Here is a 16,423-nt window from a genome sequence, read left to right as displayed (position 1 = left end):
GCCGGTTGCGGCGACATGAACCGGTTCCAGACCGCCGCCGCCCCGCCGACCGTCGCGATGCCCAAGCCGAAGCCGGCGGTCGCGCAGACCCCCGCCACCGAGAAGGAGCACGAGCGCATCCTGGTGAGCTATGGCGGCGCCTATGACGACCCCAGGCTCGAATCGCTCGTCAGCAAGACCGTCGACCGGTTGGTCGCCGCGTCGGACCGTCCCGACCAGGGCTACAAGGTCACCATTCTCAATTCCGGCGCGGTGAATGCGTTCGCGCTGCCGAACGGCCAGCTCTATGTCACGCGCGGCCTGCTGGCGCTGGCGAGCGACACCTCGGAATTGTCCTCCGTGCTCAGCCACGAGATGGCGCATGTGCTGTCCAAGCACGCCGCGATGCGCGAGGACCAGGCGCGCCAGGCCGCGATCGTCACCCGTGTCGTCACCGACATGAGCAACGACCCGGATCTCACCGCGCTCGCGCTCGCCAAGACCAAGCTCACCATGGCGAGCTTCTCGCGCAACCAGGAGTTCGAGGCTGACGGCATCGGCGTCGGCATCTCCGCCAAGGCGCATTTCGACCCTTATGGCGCCGCGCGCTTCCTCTCGGCGATGGAACGCAATGCCGAGCTGAAGGCCGGCAAGAGCTCGCTCGATCCGCGCGCGCAGGATTTCACCTCGTCGCATCCGGCAACGCCGGAACGCGTGCAGAATGCGCAGAACATCGCACGGCAATACTCGGCCCCTGAAGGCGCCGAGCGCGACCGCGAGAGCTATCTCGCCGCGATCGACAACCTCGTCTATGGCGAAGACCCCAGCGAAGGCTTTGTCCGTGGCCGCCGTTTCCTGCATCCGAAACTCGGCTTCACCTTCCAGGCGCCTGACAATTTCACGCTCGACAACACCGCGCAGGCCGTGATCGGCGTGCGCGACGGCGGCTCGCAGGCGATGCGCTTCGACGTCGTACGCGTGCCGGCCGAGCAGTCGCTCGGCGACTACCTGAATTCGGGCTGGATGGAAGGCGTCGAGAAGGCCTCGACCGAGGACCTCACCATCAACGGCTTCCCGGCCGCGTCCGCCACCGCCAAAGGCGACCAGTGGCAGTTCAAGGTCTACGCGCTGCGCTTCGGCAGCGACGTCTACCGCTTCATCTTCGCGACACGACAGAAGTCGACCGAGAGCGAGCGGAACGCACGCGAGACCGTCAACTCATTCCGCCGCCTGACGCTCGACGAGATCCAGGCCGCGCGGCCGCTGCGCATCAAAGTCATCACCGTTCAGCCCGGCGACACCGTGGAATCGCTCTCCCATCGCATGTCCGGCGTCGATCACCCCGCCGAACGCTTCCGCGTGCTCAACGGCCTCGATCGCACCGCGCAGGTGAAGGTGCGGGATCGCGTGAAGATCGTCGCGGATTGACGTGCGCTAAGCGCACGTCATCTCGGGGCGCGCTTGAGCAGCGAACCCGGGATCTGGAGCTACAAATTCGCTGTCGTAGGTTGGGCAAAGCGAAGCGTGCCCACCACTTCTCTATCGTGATCGCTGAAAGATGGTGGGCACGGCGCGATGCGCCTTTGCCCACCCTACGACACCTGTGATGTGGCGACGGCGCGAACCTCAGCGCCCCGCGTCCATGTCACCGGCCTCGCGCTGGCCGCTGAGCCAGAGCGCGAGCAGGGTCCAGAACGCACCCGACAGCAGATACGCACCCGAGGCGATGACACCGAGATTGGTGGCGAGCAGCAACGCGACCAGCGGTGCAAAGCCCGCGCCGAACAGCCAGGCCATGTCCGAGGTTAGCGCCGAGGCGGTGTAGCGGTAGGCCTGCCGGAAGTTCGAGGCGATCGCACCAGAGGACTGGCCGAAGGAGAGGCCGAGCAGGATGAAACCGATCACCATGTAGATGGTCTCGCCGAACGCGCCGGCGTCGAGCAGCTGCGGCGCGAAGCCGCTGTAGATCGCAATCGCGATCGCCGATCCCATCAAGAGCGACTTGCGGCCGACGCGGTCAGCAATAACGCCGGAGAGCACGATCGCACCGACGCCGAACGCAGCAGCGACGATCTCGATGATCAAAAAGCGCACCGGGCTCTCGCGGGTGAACAGGAACACCCAGGACAGCGGAAACACCGTGACCATGTGGAACAGCGCGAAGCTCGCCAGCGGCGCGAACGCGCCCAGCATGATGTTGTGGCCTTCGCGCGCGACGGTGTCGGAGATGCGCGAGGGCTGCAATTCGCGGGTCTCGAACAGCGAGGCATATTCTTCCGTCGTCACCATGCGCAGGCGCGCGAACAGCGCCACGACGTTGATGGCGAAGGCGACGAAGAACGGATAGCGCCAGCCCCAGTCGAAGAAGTCGTCGGCCGAGAGGTTGCCGGCGAAATAGGCGAACAGCGCGCTCGCCACGATCAGCCCGAGGGGGGCGCCGAGTTGCGGCACCATCGCGTACCAGCCGCGCTTCGAGGCCGGCGCATTCAACGCCAGCAGCGAGGCCATGCCGTCCCAGGCACCGCCCCAAGCCAGACCCTGCGCGATTCGCGCCAGCGCCAGCAGCCAGATCGCGGCAACGCCGATCTCGTGATAGCCGGGCAGGAACGCGAGCGCGACGGTGGCGGTGCCGAGCAGGAACAGCGCCGAGACCAGCTTGGCCGTCTTGCCGTATTCCCGGTCCACCGTCATGAAAATGACGGTTCCGATCGGCCGCGCCAAAAACGCCAGCGCGAAGATCATGAAGGAATAGAGGGTACCGGTCAGTTCGCTCGTGAACGGGAACACCAGGCGCGGGAACACGATCACCGAGGCGATCGCGAAAACGAAGAAGTCGAAGAATTCCGAGGTGCGCCCGATGATGACGCCGATGGCGATCTCGCCGGGACTGGCCTGGTCGTGGCCGTGCTCGCCCGAGTGGAGGTCTGCCATTGCGGGGGTCTGTGCCGTCGCCATTCGTGCGCCCTTAACGTCCTGAAAACCAAAGCCGACCGCCCGGCGGGAAGCCAGGCAATCTGGCCCTGTCTGGCCCAACATTCCGCACTGCAACATTGGACAAATTGTCCAATGTCCGGATTGCTGCGTCGCAGCTACCCGTTGGCCCCGCAAAGGAAACTCATTCTCAAAGGCTCGGCCCGTGTCTCGTCTCAAGATCCTGGCGCTACTACCCCTGGCAGTTTCGCTCAGCGGCTGCAACTACGTCGTGCTGGCGCCAGCCGGCGACATCGCTGCCCAGCAGCGCGACCTCGTCATCATCTCCACCGTCCTGATGCTCCTGATCGTCGTCCCCGTGATGGCGCTGACGGTGCTGTTCGCCTGGCGCTACCGCCAGTCCAACACCTCGGCCCGCTACGAGCCGGAATGGGACCACTCGACCAAGCTCGAACTGGTGATCTGGTCGGCGCCGCTGCTGATCATCGTCTGCCTGGGCGCGCTGACCTGGATGGGCACGCATCTGCTCGACCCCTATCGCACCCTCGGCCGCATCAAGGCGGAGCAGGCCGTGGACCAGTCCAGGGCCCCGCTCGAGGTCGATGTCGTCGCGCTCGACTGGAAGTGGCTCTTCATCTATCCGGACTACGGCATCGCCACCGTCAACGACCTCGCTGCTCCGGTCGATCGTCCGATCAACTTCCGCATCACCGCATCCTCGGTGATGAACTCGTTCTACATTCCCGCGCTCGCCGGCCAGATCTATGCGATGCCGGGCATGGAGACGAAGCTCCACGCCGTCGTGAACCACACCGGCACCTACAAGGGCTTTTCGGCGAACTACAGCGGCGCCGGCTTCTCCGGCATGCACTTCGACTTCCAGGGCCTCGATGACAAGGGCTTCGACGCCTGGATCGCCAGCGCCAAGTCCGCCGGCGGCTCGCTCGGCCGCGCCGAATATCTCCAGTTGGAGAAGCCCAGCCAGAACGAGCCGGTGCGCCGCTACGGCACCATCGATTCCGATCTCTACCGCCTGATCCTCAACATGTGCGTCGAGACCGGCAAGATGTGCCAGAGCGAGATGATGGCAATCGACGCCAAGGGCGGTCGCGGCCATGAGGGCCTGAACAACACCCTGCCGCTCACTTACGACAAGTACGCCCGCCGCGGCACCCCGCTCGGGCCGGAGCCGACCTTCGTCGCCGGCACCTGCACGCCGGATGCGCCGCAGGGCCAGACCACCGCGTCGATCAAGGCTCCGACCGACATTGCGCCGCTGACCGGCGCCGGCCTGAAGCGGCCGACCTTCACGCCGCTGAAGTCCTCGTCCTTCTTCCTCGGACAGCGTCCGAAGTCAGACTCCTAAAGAGAACGCGCATGTCTCCTGATCTTCTCAAGCTCATCTTCGGCCGGCTCGGCCTCGAATCGCTGCCGCTGCACGAGCCGATCGTCGTCGGCACCTTCGTGGTGGTCGCGCTCGGCGGCGCCGTGCTGCTCGGCGGCCTCACCTATTTCCGCCTCTGGGGCTACCTCTGGCGCGAATGGTTCACCACCGTGGACCACAAGCGCATCGGCATCATGTACATGATCCTCGGCATCGTGATGCTGCTGCGCGGCTTTGCGGACGCGCTGATGATGCGCGGCCAGCAGATGCTCGCCTTTGGCGGCTCCGAGGGCTATCTCAACGCCCATCACTACGACCAGGTCTTCACCGCCCACGGCGTGATCATGATCTTCTTCGTAGCGATGCCGCTGGTCACCGGCCTGATGAACTATGTGGTGCCGCTGCAGATCGGCGCGCGCGACGTGTCGTTCCCGTTCCTGAACAATTTCAGCTTCTGGATGACGGTCGGCGGCGCGGTACTGGTGATGGCCTCGCTGTTTATCGGAGAATTCGCCCGCACCGGCTGGCTGGCTTATCCGCCGCTGTCGAACATCGGCTACAGTCCTGATGTCGGCGTCGACTATTACATCTGGGCGCTGCAGGTCGCCGGCGTCGGAACGACGTTATCCGGCATCAACCTGATCTGCACCATCGTCAAGCTGCGGTGCCCCGGCATGACCATGATGAAGATGCCGGTGTTCACCTGGACCTCGCTCTGCACCAACATCCTGATCGTCGCCTCCTTCCCCGTTCTGACCGTCGTGCTCGCGCTGCTCTCGCTCGACCGGTACGTCGGCACCAACTTCTTCACGAACGATTTCGGCGGCAGCCCGATGATGTATGTGAACCTGATCTGGATCTGGGGCCACCCCGAGGTCTACATCCTGGTTCTCCCGGCCTTCGGCATCTTCTCGGAAGTCACCTCGACCTTCTCCGGCAAGCGGCTGTTCGGCTACACCTCGATGGTCTACGCCACGGTCGTCATCACCATCCTGTCGTACCTCGTATGGCTGCACCACTTCTTCACGATGGGCTCGGGCGCCAGCGTCAACTCGTTCTTCGGCATCACCACGATGATCATCTCGATCCCGACGGGCGCGAAGATGTTCAACTGGCTGTTCACGATGTATCGCGGCCGCATCCGCTACGAATTGCCTATGATGTGGACGATCGCCTTCATGCTGACCTTCGTGATCGGCGGCATGACCGGCGTGCTGCTCGCAGTGCCGCCGGCCGACTTCGTGCTGCACAACAGCCTGTTCCTGATCGCGCACTTCCACAACGTGATCATCGGCGGCGTGGTGTTCGGCGCGTTCGCCGGCATCAACTACTGGTTCCCGAAGGCGTTCGGCTTCAAGCTCGATGTGTTCTGGGGCAAGCTGTCGTTCTGGTTCTGGGTCGTCGGCTTCTACCTCGCCTTCATGCCGCTCTATGTGCTCGGCCTGATGGGCGTGACCCGCCGCCTGCGCGTGTTCGATGATCCGTCCCTGCAGATCTGGTTCATCATCGCCGCGATCGGCGCCTTCCTCGTGTTCCTCGGCATCCTCAGCATGCTGATGCAGTTCGCGGTCAGCCTGCTCAAGCGCGAGCAGCTCAAGGACGTCACCGGCGATCCCTGGGATGCGCGCACGCTGGAATGGGCGACCTCCTCGCCGCCGCCGGACTACAACTTCGCCTTCACCCCCGTCGTTCACGACAATGACGCGTGGTGGGACATGAAGAAGCGCGGCTACCAGCGTCCGCTCACCGGGTTCAAGCCGATCCACATGCCCAGCAGCACCGGCACCGGAATCATCCTCGCCGGCCTCGCCACCGCGATGGGCTTCGGCCTGATCTGGTACATCTGGTGGCTGGCGGCTGCGAGCTTCCTCGCGATGCTCGCCGTCGGTATCGGTCACACCTTCAACTATCACCGCGACTTCGACATTCCGGCTGAAGACGTCATCCGGACCGAGGACGCGCGCACCAAACTGCTCGCCGGAGCCAAGTAAATGACTGTTGCCGTCAATCCAACGCAAACCGGCGAGCCGCTGTTCTATCTCGCCGACGAACACCCGCATCCGGAAGGCTACAGCACCTCGCTCGGCTTCTGGATCTACCTGATGAGCGATTGTCTCATCTTCGCGATGTTGTTCGCCGCCTTCGGCGTGCTCGGCGCCAACTACGCCGCCGGCCCCGCGCCGAAGGACCTGTTCGACCTGAACCTGGTCGCGGTGAACACGTCCATGCTACTGCTGTCGTCGATCACGTACGGTTTTGCGATGCTGACGATGCAGCAGAACAAGATCGGCCAGACGCAGATGTGGCTGGCGATCACCGGCCTGTTCGGCGCCGCCTTCATCGGCATCGAGCTCACCGAGTTCGCCCACATGATCCACGAAGGCGCCACGCCCCAGCGCAGCGCCTTCCTGTCCGCGTTCTTCACCCTGGTCGGCACCCACGGCCTGCACGTCACCTGCGGCCTGATCTGGCTGGTGACCCTGATGGTGCAGGTCGGGAAATTCGGCCTGATCGAGGCCAACCGGCGCCGCCTGATGTGCCTGTCGATGTTCTGGCACTTCCTCGACGTGGTCTGGATCGGCGTCTTCACCTTCGTCTATCTCCTGGGAGTTCTGCGATGACCACCGATACCCACGCAGCCGGCGCGCACGACCATCACCACGACGACGGTCACGCCCACAGCACGTTCTCGGGCTACATGCTCGGCTTCGTGCTCTCGGTGGTGCTCACCGCGATCCCGTTCTGGCTGGTGATGAGCGGCGCGCTGCCGAGCAAGCAGATCACCGCGCTGGTCATCATGGCCTTCGCGGTCGTGCAGATCGTCGTGCACATGATCTACTTCCTGCACATGAACGCCAAGTCCGAGAATGGCTGGACCATGATGGCGCTGATCTTCACCATCGTCATGGTGGTGATCGGGCTGTCCGGTTCGCTGTGGGTCATGAACCACCTCAACAGCAACATGATGCCCATCCACCAGATGAGCGGAATGAAGTGAGCGATATAGGGACCGTGACGATCAAGGCACTGGGCGCGCCCCGCAAGGCTGCACGCCCGTCCTTGTGGCTCACGGTCCTCTCGCTCACGGCCTTTGTACTTCTGATCGCCCTCGGCGTCTGGCAGATCGAGCGCCGCGCCTGGAAGCTGGCGCTGATCGATCGCGTCGAGCAGCGCGTCCATGCCCCGGCGCAGCCGATCCCCGTTCCCGCGGCGTGGCCCACAGTCACCGCCGCAAGCGACGAATACAGGCACGTCAGCGTCACCGGCCGCTTCCTGCACGACCGCGAGACGCTGGTTCAGGCCGTGACCGAAGAAGGCCCCGGCTATTGGGTGCTGACGCCGCTTCAGCGCGGCGACGGCACGCAAGTCCTGGTCAACCGCGGCTTCGTGCCGACCGATCGGCGCGACGCATCGACGCGACAGGCCGGCAATCCCGAAGGCCCGGTCGAAATCACCGGCCTCTTGCGCGTCACGGAGCCGAAGGGCGGCTTCCTTCGCACCAATGTTCCGCAGCACAACCGCTGGTACTCGCGGGACGTCGCCGCGATTGCGGCGGCACACGGCCTCCACGACGTCGCCCCGTTTTTCGTCGATGCCGACGCCGGATCACAATCCGCCGGCGGGCCCATCGGCGGATTGACCGTGATCCGCTTTCCCAATAACCACCTGATCTATGCGCTGACGTGGTTTGCCCTGGCTTTCATGCTGGCCGGTAAACTCTTCGTCACATTCGGCGGCGGGCTGTTCCGCCGCAGGCGCTTCGTCCACGAACCGGCCGGCGGCCCCGATGCCACCGCCCGCAGGACGGGATCAGATGCTGGAACGATCGTCGAACAGGCCTGACGACGGAAGAACGCAGACGCTCGCCCATGGCGGCGAGCCGGCCGTCACGCTGCAGTCGCAGGCGGATACGCGCAGCGAGCTGATCGGCGCTGCGCCCACCGACGACGAGACCAACCGCAAGAACATGGCGCTGCTGATCCAGCTGCGCTGGACCGCGGTGGTCGGCCAGATCGTGACCATCGGCGGCGTGCATTTCTGGCTCGGCATTCCGCTGCCGCTGGAGCGGATGGGTGCGGTGATCGGCGCGCTGGTGCTGCTCAACGTCTCGAGCCTGGTCTGGGTGCGCCATCGCGCCGCGATCTCCAGCAACGAACTGCTGGTTGCGCTGATGCTCGACGTCGCCGCGCTGACCGCGCAGCTTTACCTCAGCGGCGGCGCGACCAATCCCTTCACCTCGCTGTTCCTGCTCCAGGTGACGCTGGCTGCCGTGCTGCTCGACGCCCGCTCGACCTGGTCGCTGGTGGCGCTGACCTGCGCGTGCTTCGTCTGGCTGACGCTGGCGTACCGGCCGCTCGACCTGCCGCCGAACCCGATCAGCGAGACCTACAGCCTCACCGTAACAGGCATGCTGCTCGGCTTCGCGCTCAACGCCGTGCTGCTGGTCGTGTTCGTGACCCGCATCAACAGGAATTTGCGCGAGCGCGACGCACATCTGGCGGCGCTGCGCCAGCATGCGGCCGAGCAGGATCACATCGTCCGCATGGGCCTGCTCGCCTCCGGCGCGGCGCACGAGCTCGGCACGCCGCTCGCCTCGCTCTCGGTCATCCTGAGCGACTGGCGCCGCATGCCGGATCTTGCCGCCAAGCAGGAGCTTGCCGAGGACCTCGCGGAAATGGAGACCTCGCTGCAGCGCTGCAAGTCGATCGTGACGGGCATCCTGGTGTCGGCGGGCGAAGCCCGCGGCGAAGGCTCCTCGCCCACGACAGTGACGGCTTTCGTCACCGCGCTGGTCGAGGAGTGGCGCGACGCCCGTTCGGCGCGCACGCTCTATTTCGTCAACACGTTTGGCGAGGACGTCGCCATCGTCTCGGACGTCGCGCTGAAGCAGGTCATCTTCAACGTGCTCGACAATGCCTATGAAGTTTCGCGCGACTGGGTCGAGCTTGTGGCCGAGCGCGAGGGCGACAATCTCGTGCTGTCGATCTCCGACCGCGGCCCGGGCTTTGCGCCAGAGATGCTGGCGCAGCTCGGAAAGCCCTATCACTCCAGCAAGGGCCGCGCCGGCGGCGGGCTCGGCCTGTTCCTGGTGGTGAATGTGGTGCGCAAGCTGGGTGGCAGCGTGACCGCCGAGAACCACAGGAAGCGCGGCGCCACCGTCCGCCTGACGCTGCCGCTCGCAACGCTCGCGATCGGAGGCAGCTTTGACGCCTGACCGTTCGCTCATCGTCGTCGAGGACGATTCCGGCTTTGCGCGCACGCTGAAGCGCTCGTTCGAGCGCCGCGGCTACGAGGTCGTGCTCGCCGCCTCGATCGAGGAGGTGCGGAAGGTGCTGGAGGAGCGCTCCTTCGGCCATGCCGTGGTCGACCTCAAGCTCGGCGGCGCCTCGGGGCTCGCCTGCGTCGAGCTGCTGCACACGCACGATGAGGACATGCTGATCGTGGTGCTGACCGGCTTTGCCAGCATCTCGACCGCCGTCGAGGCGATCAAGCTGGGCGCCTGCCACTATCTGGCAAAGCCGTCGAATACCGACGACATCGAGGCCGCCTTCCACAAGGCCGAAGGCAACGCCGAGGTCGCACTCGACGCCCGGCCGACCTCGATCAAGACGCTGGAATGGGAGCGCATCCACCAGACCCTGATCGAAACGGATTTCAATATTTCGGAGGCGGCGCGACGATTGGGGATGCATCGCAGGACGCTCGCGCGCAAGCTCGAGAAGCGGCCGGTGAAGTGATGCAAACGTAGGGTGGGTTAGGCGAAGCCGTAACCCACGCTTTCCTTTCCGTTGAGGAAGAACCGGTGGGTTACGCTAGCGGACTGCGCTTCGCGCAGCCGCGAGCTAACCCACCCTACGAAGTACGAACCCAACAAAAAGCCCGGCCATCCGGCCGGGCTCTTGATCTCTTGTGATCGACGCGAGACGCTTACGCGGCCTCGTCGGCAACGGTGGTGTCGTCGCCATCGGTATCGTCGGTATCGCCCTCGGCATCGGTCTCGCCTTCGCCGGCTTCCGCCTTGGCATTGGCGCGGCGCGGGCTCTTGGCGAGCTGGGCCTCGATCTCCTTGACCGCTTCGGTCTCGGTCGAGTGCTGCACCACCGCGATCTCGCGGGAGAGACGATCGAGCGCCGCTTCATAGAGCTGGCGTTCAGAGTAGGACTGCTCCGGCTGCGACTCCGAGCGGTAGAGGTCGCGCACGACTTCCGCGATCGCAACGATGTCGCCCGAATTGATCTTCGCTTCGTATTCCTGGGCGCGGCGCGACCACATGGTGCGCTTGACGCGGGCGCGGCCCTTGAGGGTCTCCAGCGCCTTCTTGACCAGCGCGGGCTCGGACAGCTTGCGCATGCCGACATTGGCGACCTTGGCGGTCGGAACGCGCAGCGTCATCTTGTCCTTGATGAAATTGATGACGAACAGCTCGAGCTTCGCGCCGGCGATCTCCTGCTCCTCGATGGCCAGGATCTGGCCGACGCCGTGAGCGGGATAGACGACGAATTCGTTGGCCTTGAAGCCCTGACGCTGGGTCACGACCTTCTTTTCCTCGACCTTCGGCGCAGCAGCGGGCTTGGCGGCCGGCTTGGCAGCAACGGGAGCCTTGACAGCAACGGGAGCCTTGACAGCAACGGAAGCCTTGGCAGGAGCAGCAGCAACAGGGGCCTTCGGCGCAGGCTTGGCAGCGGGAGCCTTGGCGGCAGCAGGCTTGGAAACGGTCGCTTTCGCGGCCGGCTTGGCAGTCTTGTTAGGCATTGCGCTTCTTTTGTTCTTCGAGGACTTTGCAGCCGGCGCCTTCGTCGCGGTCCGACCCTTGGATGCGCTACGGCTGGCCGCGGCGACTTTTTTGGCCTCCTTATGGGAAGCCCTCGCTGAAGTACTCTTTTTACGCGTTTTCTGTGACACAGCCTGCGCGCGGAAACTGCCACGCCCCTGTTCGACATTTGGTTTCACGGGAACCCAGCGGGGCCAACGGGGCTGACGGGGTTCGGCTTAATGTGCCCAATATAGCACATTTCCCGCAAAAATCAATGATTTAGGGGTCTTGAGGGCTGGTTTTCGGCCGCAACGAAGGTATTAGGGTTAAGTTTGGGCGCGGATTAGTCGCCGGAGCCGGGGTTCGGAGAAAAATATTTCTCGAACTTGCCTTCCATGCCGTCGAATTCCTTCGCGTCGGCGGGTGATTCTTTCTTCTGGGTGATGTTCGGCCAGCTCTTGGCGTAATCGGCGTTGACCTGGAGCCACTTTTCGAGGCCCGGTTCCGTGTCCGGCTTGATGGCGTCGGCGGGGCATTCCGGCTCGCACACGCCGCAATCGATGCACTCGTCGGGGTGGATGACGAGCATGTTGTCACCCTCGTAGAAGCAGTCGACCGGGCAGACCTCGACGCAGTCGGTGTACTTGCACTTGATGCAGTTTTCAGTGACGACGTAAGTCATCCAACGCTCCGAAAAGCTCTTTTAAAAGTCGCGGCTTGCGTAGCGCGGATGGCCCGGCGCCGCAAGGTCGGCAAGGCCCGATCATGACGGCTTTATGTGTTTGATCGACCAAGAAATGAATTCGAACCGCAATTAATTGCGTTTCGCTTCACTCAGCTCCTCGTAGAGCACGCGCGCCGAGGCGGCATCGCCGCGGCGCTCGTTGAAGCCAGTGACCTTCAACACGCGCACGGTGCGGTCGAGCGCGATGGTGAGGACGTCGCCGAGCTTGACCGCATGTCCCGGCGAGGTCTCGCGCGCGCCGTTGATGCGGACGTGGCCCGATACGACCAGCTCGGCCGCGGAGGTGCGCGCCTTCACCACCCGCGCGTGCCACAACCATTTGTCGAGGCGCTGCCGCTCGGTCGTGGGATCACTCCTTCCGACCGGACAGCTGCTCTTTCAGCGCGGCGAGTTTTGCAAAGGGCGAGTTGGGATCGACCGGACGATCACGCTCGCGCGGGTTCGCACTCGACGCGTAGGGCCGCAGCGAGGGACCCGACTCGCGATCGCGACGGTCGCGGCCCTTGTCGCGGTCGCGGCCACCACGGTGCTCGCGGCCACTGTCGCGATCGCCGGGCTTGCCTTTGCCTCGATCCCGATCGCGATCCTTGCCCTCGAAGCGACGGTTGTTGTCGCTGCGCTGCTCGCGGCGATCGCCGCCGCCCTCTTCGCGGCCCTTGCGGAAGTCTTTCCGATGTCCGCCATGGCGATGGCCCGGCTTTGCGCCTTCAGCGGCTTCGCCGGACGCAGCTTCCGCGGGCGCGCTGCCGGCTTCGGCACCGGCCTGCGGACGCGGCTGATTGTGGTGACGCTGGTGGCGATGGCGCTCGTGGCGCGGCTTGCGATCCTCGTGACGGCCACCGGGACGCCAGACCTCGACCAGCTCGGGCTCGGCGGGCGCGGTAGCGGCTTCGACAGGCGCGGCAGCATCGGGCGATGCAGCGGCTTCGGTGGCGGCGGTCTCGGCAGCTGCAGCTTCCAGGCCGGAGGTCTCAACCGGCGCAGCGGCCTCGTCGGCCGGCGGCGCGATGCCGGGGGCATCTTCCGGCGTGACGGGGGCTTCGGGAGAAGCTTCGAGCGCCGGCTCCTCAGGGGCGGGCTCGTCGTGCTGCTCCATGCCGGGCGCGTCTTCGACGGTGACAGCTTCGGCAGCAACCTCTGAAGCCGGAGCCTCCGGCAAGCCGGCAACGGCTTCAGCCGCAGTCTCGGTCGAGGTGTCCGCGGTGCCCTCGGCAGGCGGCGTCTCGGCCACGACCGTCTCGGCAGCGGGCGCTGCGGGCTTCACCGGCCGCGGCGGACGTTTCTCCATGCGATAGCCGAGCGCGCGCAGCACGGACGCAAAATCTTCGCCGGCGGAGCCGGTGAGCGAGGTCATCGCCTGCGTCACCACAAAGCTGCGGCCGTCGAAGGCGCCGGCGGGCTTTTCGCCGGGCGAGTTCTCGCGCCAGGCCAGCGCCGGGCGGATCAGATCGGCAAGACGCTCCAGGATGTCGACGCGCACGGCGCGCTCGCCGGCCTGCTTGTAGCCGAGCACGCGATAGGCATCACGCGGCAGCTGCTTGTCGACCGGGAACGAGGTGCGGCCCGACGAGGCCAGATGCTGCGCGCCCGAGAGCGCGGACAGATCGACATTGTCCTGCTTCAGCGCCCACAGGAGCGCAGCGAGCGCACGCGCGGCGGGCTTGAGCAGGCCGGGGAAATAGATGTGATAGGCGCCGAAGCGGACGCCGTACTTGCGCAGCGTCGCGCGCGAGGGCTGGTCGAGATCCTTCAGCTCGTTCGCGATTCTGGGACGCTCGAGCACGCCGAGCGCCTCGACCAGCTGATAGGCGATGCCGCGGGCAATGCCGGTGACGTCCTCGGCCTTGGAGAGCTCGAACATCGGTCCGAGCAGCTTTTCGATATGCGTCTTGAGCCAGAGGTCGAGCCGCGCCTGCACCTTCTCGCGGGGGCCGCCGGTGAGGCGCTCGTCGGAGATGATGCGGATGCGCGGATGCAGCGCGTCCTCTGCGGCGGACAGCCGCGCCACGGCATCGCCGGTCCAGCGGATGGTGCCTTCCGAGGTGAGCACGAACTGCTCGTCCGGCGCGTTGCCCAGTTTTTCGGCGCGCGCGTTGATCTCGCCGGCGAGCACCGCTTGCGCTGCAGCCTGCAAGGCTTTCGCATCGGAGCCGGCCTCCGCCGCATCCGGTGCAAAGGTGAAGCCGTCGAGGCGGCCGATGACATGGCCTTCGACGATGACTTCGCCGGTCTTGCCGATTTCAGTATTCAAGCTCGTGTTCTCCCGCAGGCGGCGCATCAATACACTGGTCCGACGATCAACGAAACGCTCAGTCAAGCGTTCATGGAGCGCATCCGATAATTTATTTTCGACCTCCCGCGTGATCCCCTGCCAGCGTTCGGGGTCTTTCAGCCAGTCCGGGCGGTTGGCGACGAAGGTCCAGGTGCGGATCTGCGCGATCCTGGCCGACAGCGTGTCGATGTCGCCGTCGACGCGGTCGGCCTGCTCGACCTGGGCGGCGAACCAGGAATCGGGGATGCAGCCCTTCCGCATCAGGAAGCCGTACAGCGTGGTCACCAGCTCGGCATGGGCGGCCGGCGACAGTTTTCGGTAATCGGGGACCTGGCAGGCCTCCCAGAGGCGTTCCACCGCCGCCTTGCCGTGCGCGATATCGCGCACCTCGACATCGCGGGCGGCATGGTCGAGCACGCGCATGTCCTCGGCGATCGGCGCGCGCGTCAGCGCCTCATGGCCGGGGGCGAGGTTCAGCGACACCTGGAGCGCGCCGAGCGAGGAGAAATCCAGCTTCGAGTTGCGCCATTGCAGCATCTTCACGGCATCGAAGGTGTGGTTCTGCAGCGCGTTGACGAGCTCGGGCTCGAACGGCGCGCAGCGGCCCGTGGTGCCGAAGGTGCCGTTGCGCGTGGCCCGGCCGGCGCGGCCTGCGATCTGCGCGAATTCGGACGGCGTCAGCCGGCGGAACTGGTAGCCGTCGAACTTGCGGTCGGAGGCAAAGGCGACGTGGTCGACGTCGAGATTGAGGCCCATGCCGACCGCGTCGGTGGCGACGAGGTAATCGACGTCGCCGTTCTGGAACATCGCCACTTGCGCGTTCCGGGTGCGCGGCGAGAGCGAGCCCAGAACAACGGCAGCGCCGCCATGCTGGCGGCGGATCAGCTCGGCGATGGCGTAGACCTCATCCGCCGAGAACGCGACGATGGCGGTGCGGCGCGGCTGGCGCGTGATCTTGCGATCACCGGCAAATTCGAGGCTGGACAGCCGCGGCCGCGTGATCATGGAGACGCCAGGCAACAGGCGCTCGATGATCGGGCGCATGGTGGCAGCCCCTAACAGCAGCGTCTCGTCGCGGCCGCGGCGGTTGAGGATGCGGTCGGTGAAGACGTGGCCGCGTTCCAGATCAGAGGCGATCTGGACCTCGTCGACGGCGAGGAAGGAAACGTCGAGGTCGCGCGGCATCGCCTCGACGGTGGAGACCCAGTAGCGCGGGTTCTTCGGCTTGATCTTCTCTTCGCCCGTCACCAGCGCGACGCTCTCGACGCCCGCGCGATCGGCGATCTTGTTGTAGACCTCGCGCGCAAGCAGGCGCAGCGGCAGCCCGATCACGCCCGAGGGATGCGCCAGCATCCGCTCGATGGCGAGATGGGTCTTGCCGGTGTTGGTCGGCCCGAGCACCGCAGTGACGCCCGCGCCAGGCACTCGATCGTGAAGGGCGCGCTCGGAGGCGAAGGAGGAGGGAGAGAAGGCCATGTCTGGGGATTAGGTAGTGCCGATTTGGGCGAATGTCAGTGCTGTTTGGGGCGGTGAGGCGACTGATCCGTCATCCTGAGGCGCGAGCCCTGCGGCGCCATTGCGCCGTGGGGCGAGCCTCGAAGGATGCACGGCCCGGATGCCAGCCTAGAGCGTGCTGGCGGCACCGGTGGGGCCCGTCGCCCTTCGAGGGCCGCTGAAGAAGCGGCCACCTCAGGGTGACGGGAGCAACAGGCCCGCCTCCCCATCCCTCGCGCAACTGTTTCACTTTGCGACGCTTTTTCCGTTCTCTTTAAGCTTCGGAACGACTCTAGAACGAATCGCGGCCGAATCGCTGACTCCCTGTTGAGTCCTGTTCCGTTCACGCAACATGTCGCGGGACTCGTCTTAGGCGCGCACTAGATGGAGTTTTGCCCCGTCGCACAAGCGACGTTTCGATGGCGGGTTCCTTAAAATTGGGGACGGCGCGGAGTCGAATCAGAATCGGGGAGGAGTCAAATGGATTCCGGGATCGGGGGCTGCCCAAAACAAAACTGCGAAAACAACCCCATGCACAGTAGGAGCGGGTGAGTGGCGGTTGGCGCGGTGGCGGCATGTAAGATATTGAGATAGCTCACTTTCTTACCCTCCCCTGGAGGGGGAGGGTCGCTGGGCATGGAGCGCAGCGAAATGCGCAGCGGGGTGGGTGATCTCTCCCCACGGGAACTGTTCGTGCGGAGGGATCACCCCACCCCGCTCGCGCTGCGCGCGATCGACCCTCCCCCTCCAGGGGAGGGTAAGAAATCACTGTCCAGACCGGATAGAGAGGTAACACAGTAGACCGGATGGATGGGTGACAGTTCTCTGTCGGCTGGGAGGACCAGCCGATGCCTTGGCGAGAGA

Annotated in this window: 12 protein-coding genes and 1 pseudogene; 8 read left to right on the top strand and 5 right to left on the bottom strand. The window is 65.2% G+C overall.

The annotated features are described in order from the left end of the window. Window positions 1–15 precede the first annotated feature (15 nt). Entirely contained in the window at window positions 16–1,407 is a 1,392-nt protein-coding gene (locus GGD63_RS37410) for a M48 family metalloprotease (protein ID WP_210316125.1), read from the top strand. Window positions 1,408–1,605: 198 nt separating this feature from the next. Here the strand turns inward: GGD63_RS37410 and GGD63_RS37405 are convergent, their stop codons facing one another. Continuing rightward, complete coding sequence (locus GGD63_RS37405; protein WP_183249957.1) at window positions 1,606–2,934, bottom strand: MFS transporter; 1,329 nt, start codon at window positions 2,932–2,934, stop codon at window positions 1,606–1,608. Between the two features lie 181 nt (window positions 2,935–3,115). On the opposite strand from GGD63_RS37405, the gene cyoA reads away from it, so the two are divergent. From cyoA to GGD63_RS37370, 7 genes are read left to right on the top strand one after another with little or no spacing between them, the layout of a single operon-like run. Next, complete coding sequence (gene cyoA / locus GGD63_RS37400) at window positions 3,116–4,276, top strand: ubiquinol oxidase subunit II (protein WP_183249955.1); 1,161 nt, start codon at window positions 3,116–3,118, stop codon at window positions 4,274–4,276. Between the two features lie 11 nt (window positions 4,277–4,287). Next, window positions 4,288–6,285 (top strand): cytochrome o ubiquinol oxidase subunit I, encoded by a 1,998-nt coding sequence (gene cyoB / locus GGD63_RS37395; protein WP_183249953.1) that lies wholly within the window; start codon window positions 4,288–4,290, stop codon window positions 6,283–6,285. After that, on the top strand, window positions 6,286–6,915 hold the full coding sequence (gene cyoC, locus GGD63_RS37390; RefSeq protein WP_183249951.1) for a cytochrome o ubiquinol oxidase subunit III: 630 nt from the start codon (window positions 6,286–6,288) through the stop codon (window positions 6,913–6,915). It begins immediately after the preceding gene. Beyond that, on the top strand, window positions 6,912–7,292 hold the full coding sequence (gene cyoD / locus GGD63_RS37385) for a cytochrome o ubiquinol oxidase subunit IV (RefSeq protein WP_183249950.1): 381 nt from the start codon (window positions 6,912–6,914) through the stop codon (window positions 7,290–7,292). Before cyoC ends, cyoD begins: the two co-directional genes overlap by 4 nt. Further along, complete coding sequence (locus tag GGD63_RS37380; RefSeq protein ID WP_183249948.1) at window positions 7,289–8,137, top strand: SURF1 family protein; 849 nt, start codon at window positions 7,289–7,291, stop codon at window positions 8,135–8,137. Before cyoD ends, GGD63_RS37380 begins: the two co-directional genes overlap by 4 nt. Then, complete coding sequence (locus GGD63_RS37375; RefSeq protein WP_183249945.1) at window positions 8,109–9,509, top strand: ATP-binding protein; 1,401 nt, start codon at window positions 8,109–8,111, stop codon at window positions 9,507–9,509. The genes GGD63_RS37380 and GGD63_RS37375 overlap by 29 nt, the downstream gene beginning before the upstream one ends. Next, on the top strand, window positions 9,499–10,032 hold the full coding sequence (locus tag GGD63_RS37370; RefSeq protein ID WP_183249943.1) for a response regulator transcription factor: 534 nt from the start codon (window positions 9,499–9,501) through the stop codon (window positions 10,030–10,032). The genes GGD63_RS37375 and GGD63_RS37370 overlap by 11 nt, the downstream gene beginning before the upstream one ends. A 190-nt stretch (window positions 10,033–10,222) precedes the next feature. On the opposite strand, the gene GGD63_RS37365 is transcribed toward GGD63_RS37370, so the two are convergent. The 4 genes and pseudogenes from GGD63_RS37365 to GGD63_RS37350 all read right to left on the bottom strand — a co-directional run bounded on the left by GGD63_RS37365 (window position 10,223) and on the right by GGD63_RS37350 (window position 15,541). After that, window positions 10,223–11,047 (bottom strand): CarD family transcriptional regulator, encoded by an 825-nt coding sequence (locus GGD63_RS37365; RefSeq protein WP_183249941.1) that lies wholly within the window; start codon window positions 11,045–11,047, stop codon window positions 10,223–10,225. A 344-nt stretch (window positions 11,048–11,391) separates the two neighbouring features. Then, window positions 11,392–11,730, bottom strand: coding sequence for a ferredoxin FdxA (gene fdxA, locus GGD63_RS37360; RefSeq protein ID WP_018643465.1), 339 nt, complete (start codon window positions 11,728–11,730; stop codon window positions 11,392–11,394). A gap of 132 nt (window positions 11,731–11,862) precedes the next feature. Continuing rightward, window positions 11,863–12,132: pseudogene (locus tag GGD63_RS37355) on the bottom strand (RNA-binding S4 domain-containing protein); the annotation flags it as partial. 10 nt (window positions 12,133–12,142) lie between these two features. Beyond that, window positions 12,143–15,541: a helicase-related protein gene (locus GGD63_RS37350; protein ID WP_183249937.1), complete on the bottom strand. Its 3,399-nt coding sequence runs from the start codon at window positions 15,539–15,541 to the stop codon at window positions 12,143–12,145. Window positions 15,542–16,423: the final 882 nt, after the last annotated feature.

The sequence above is a fragment of the Bradyrhizobium sp. cir1 genome (assembly GCF_014198245.1).
Lineage (GTDB): Bacteria > Pseudomonadota > Alphaproteobacteria > Rhizobiales > Xanthobacteraceae > Bradyrhizobium.
The sequence above is the reverse complement of the archived record's forward strand: the minus strand, read 5'-3'. Positions and strand labels throughout refer to the sequence as shown.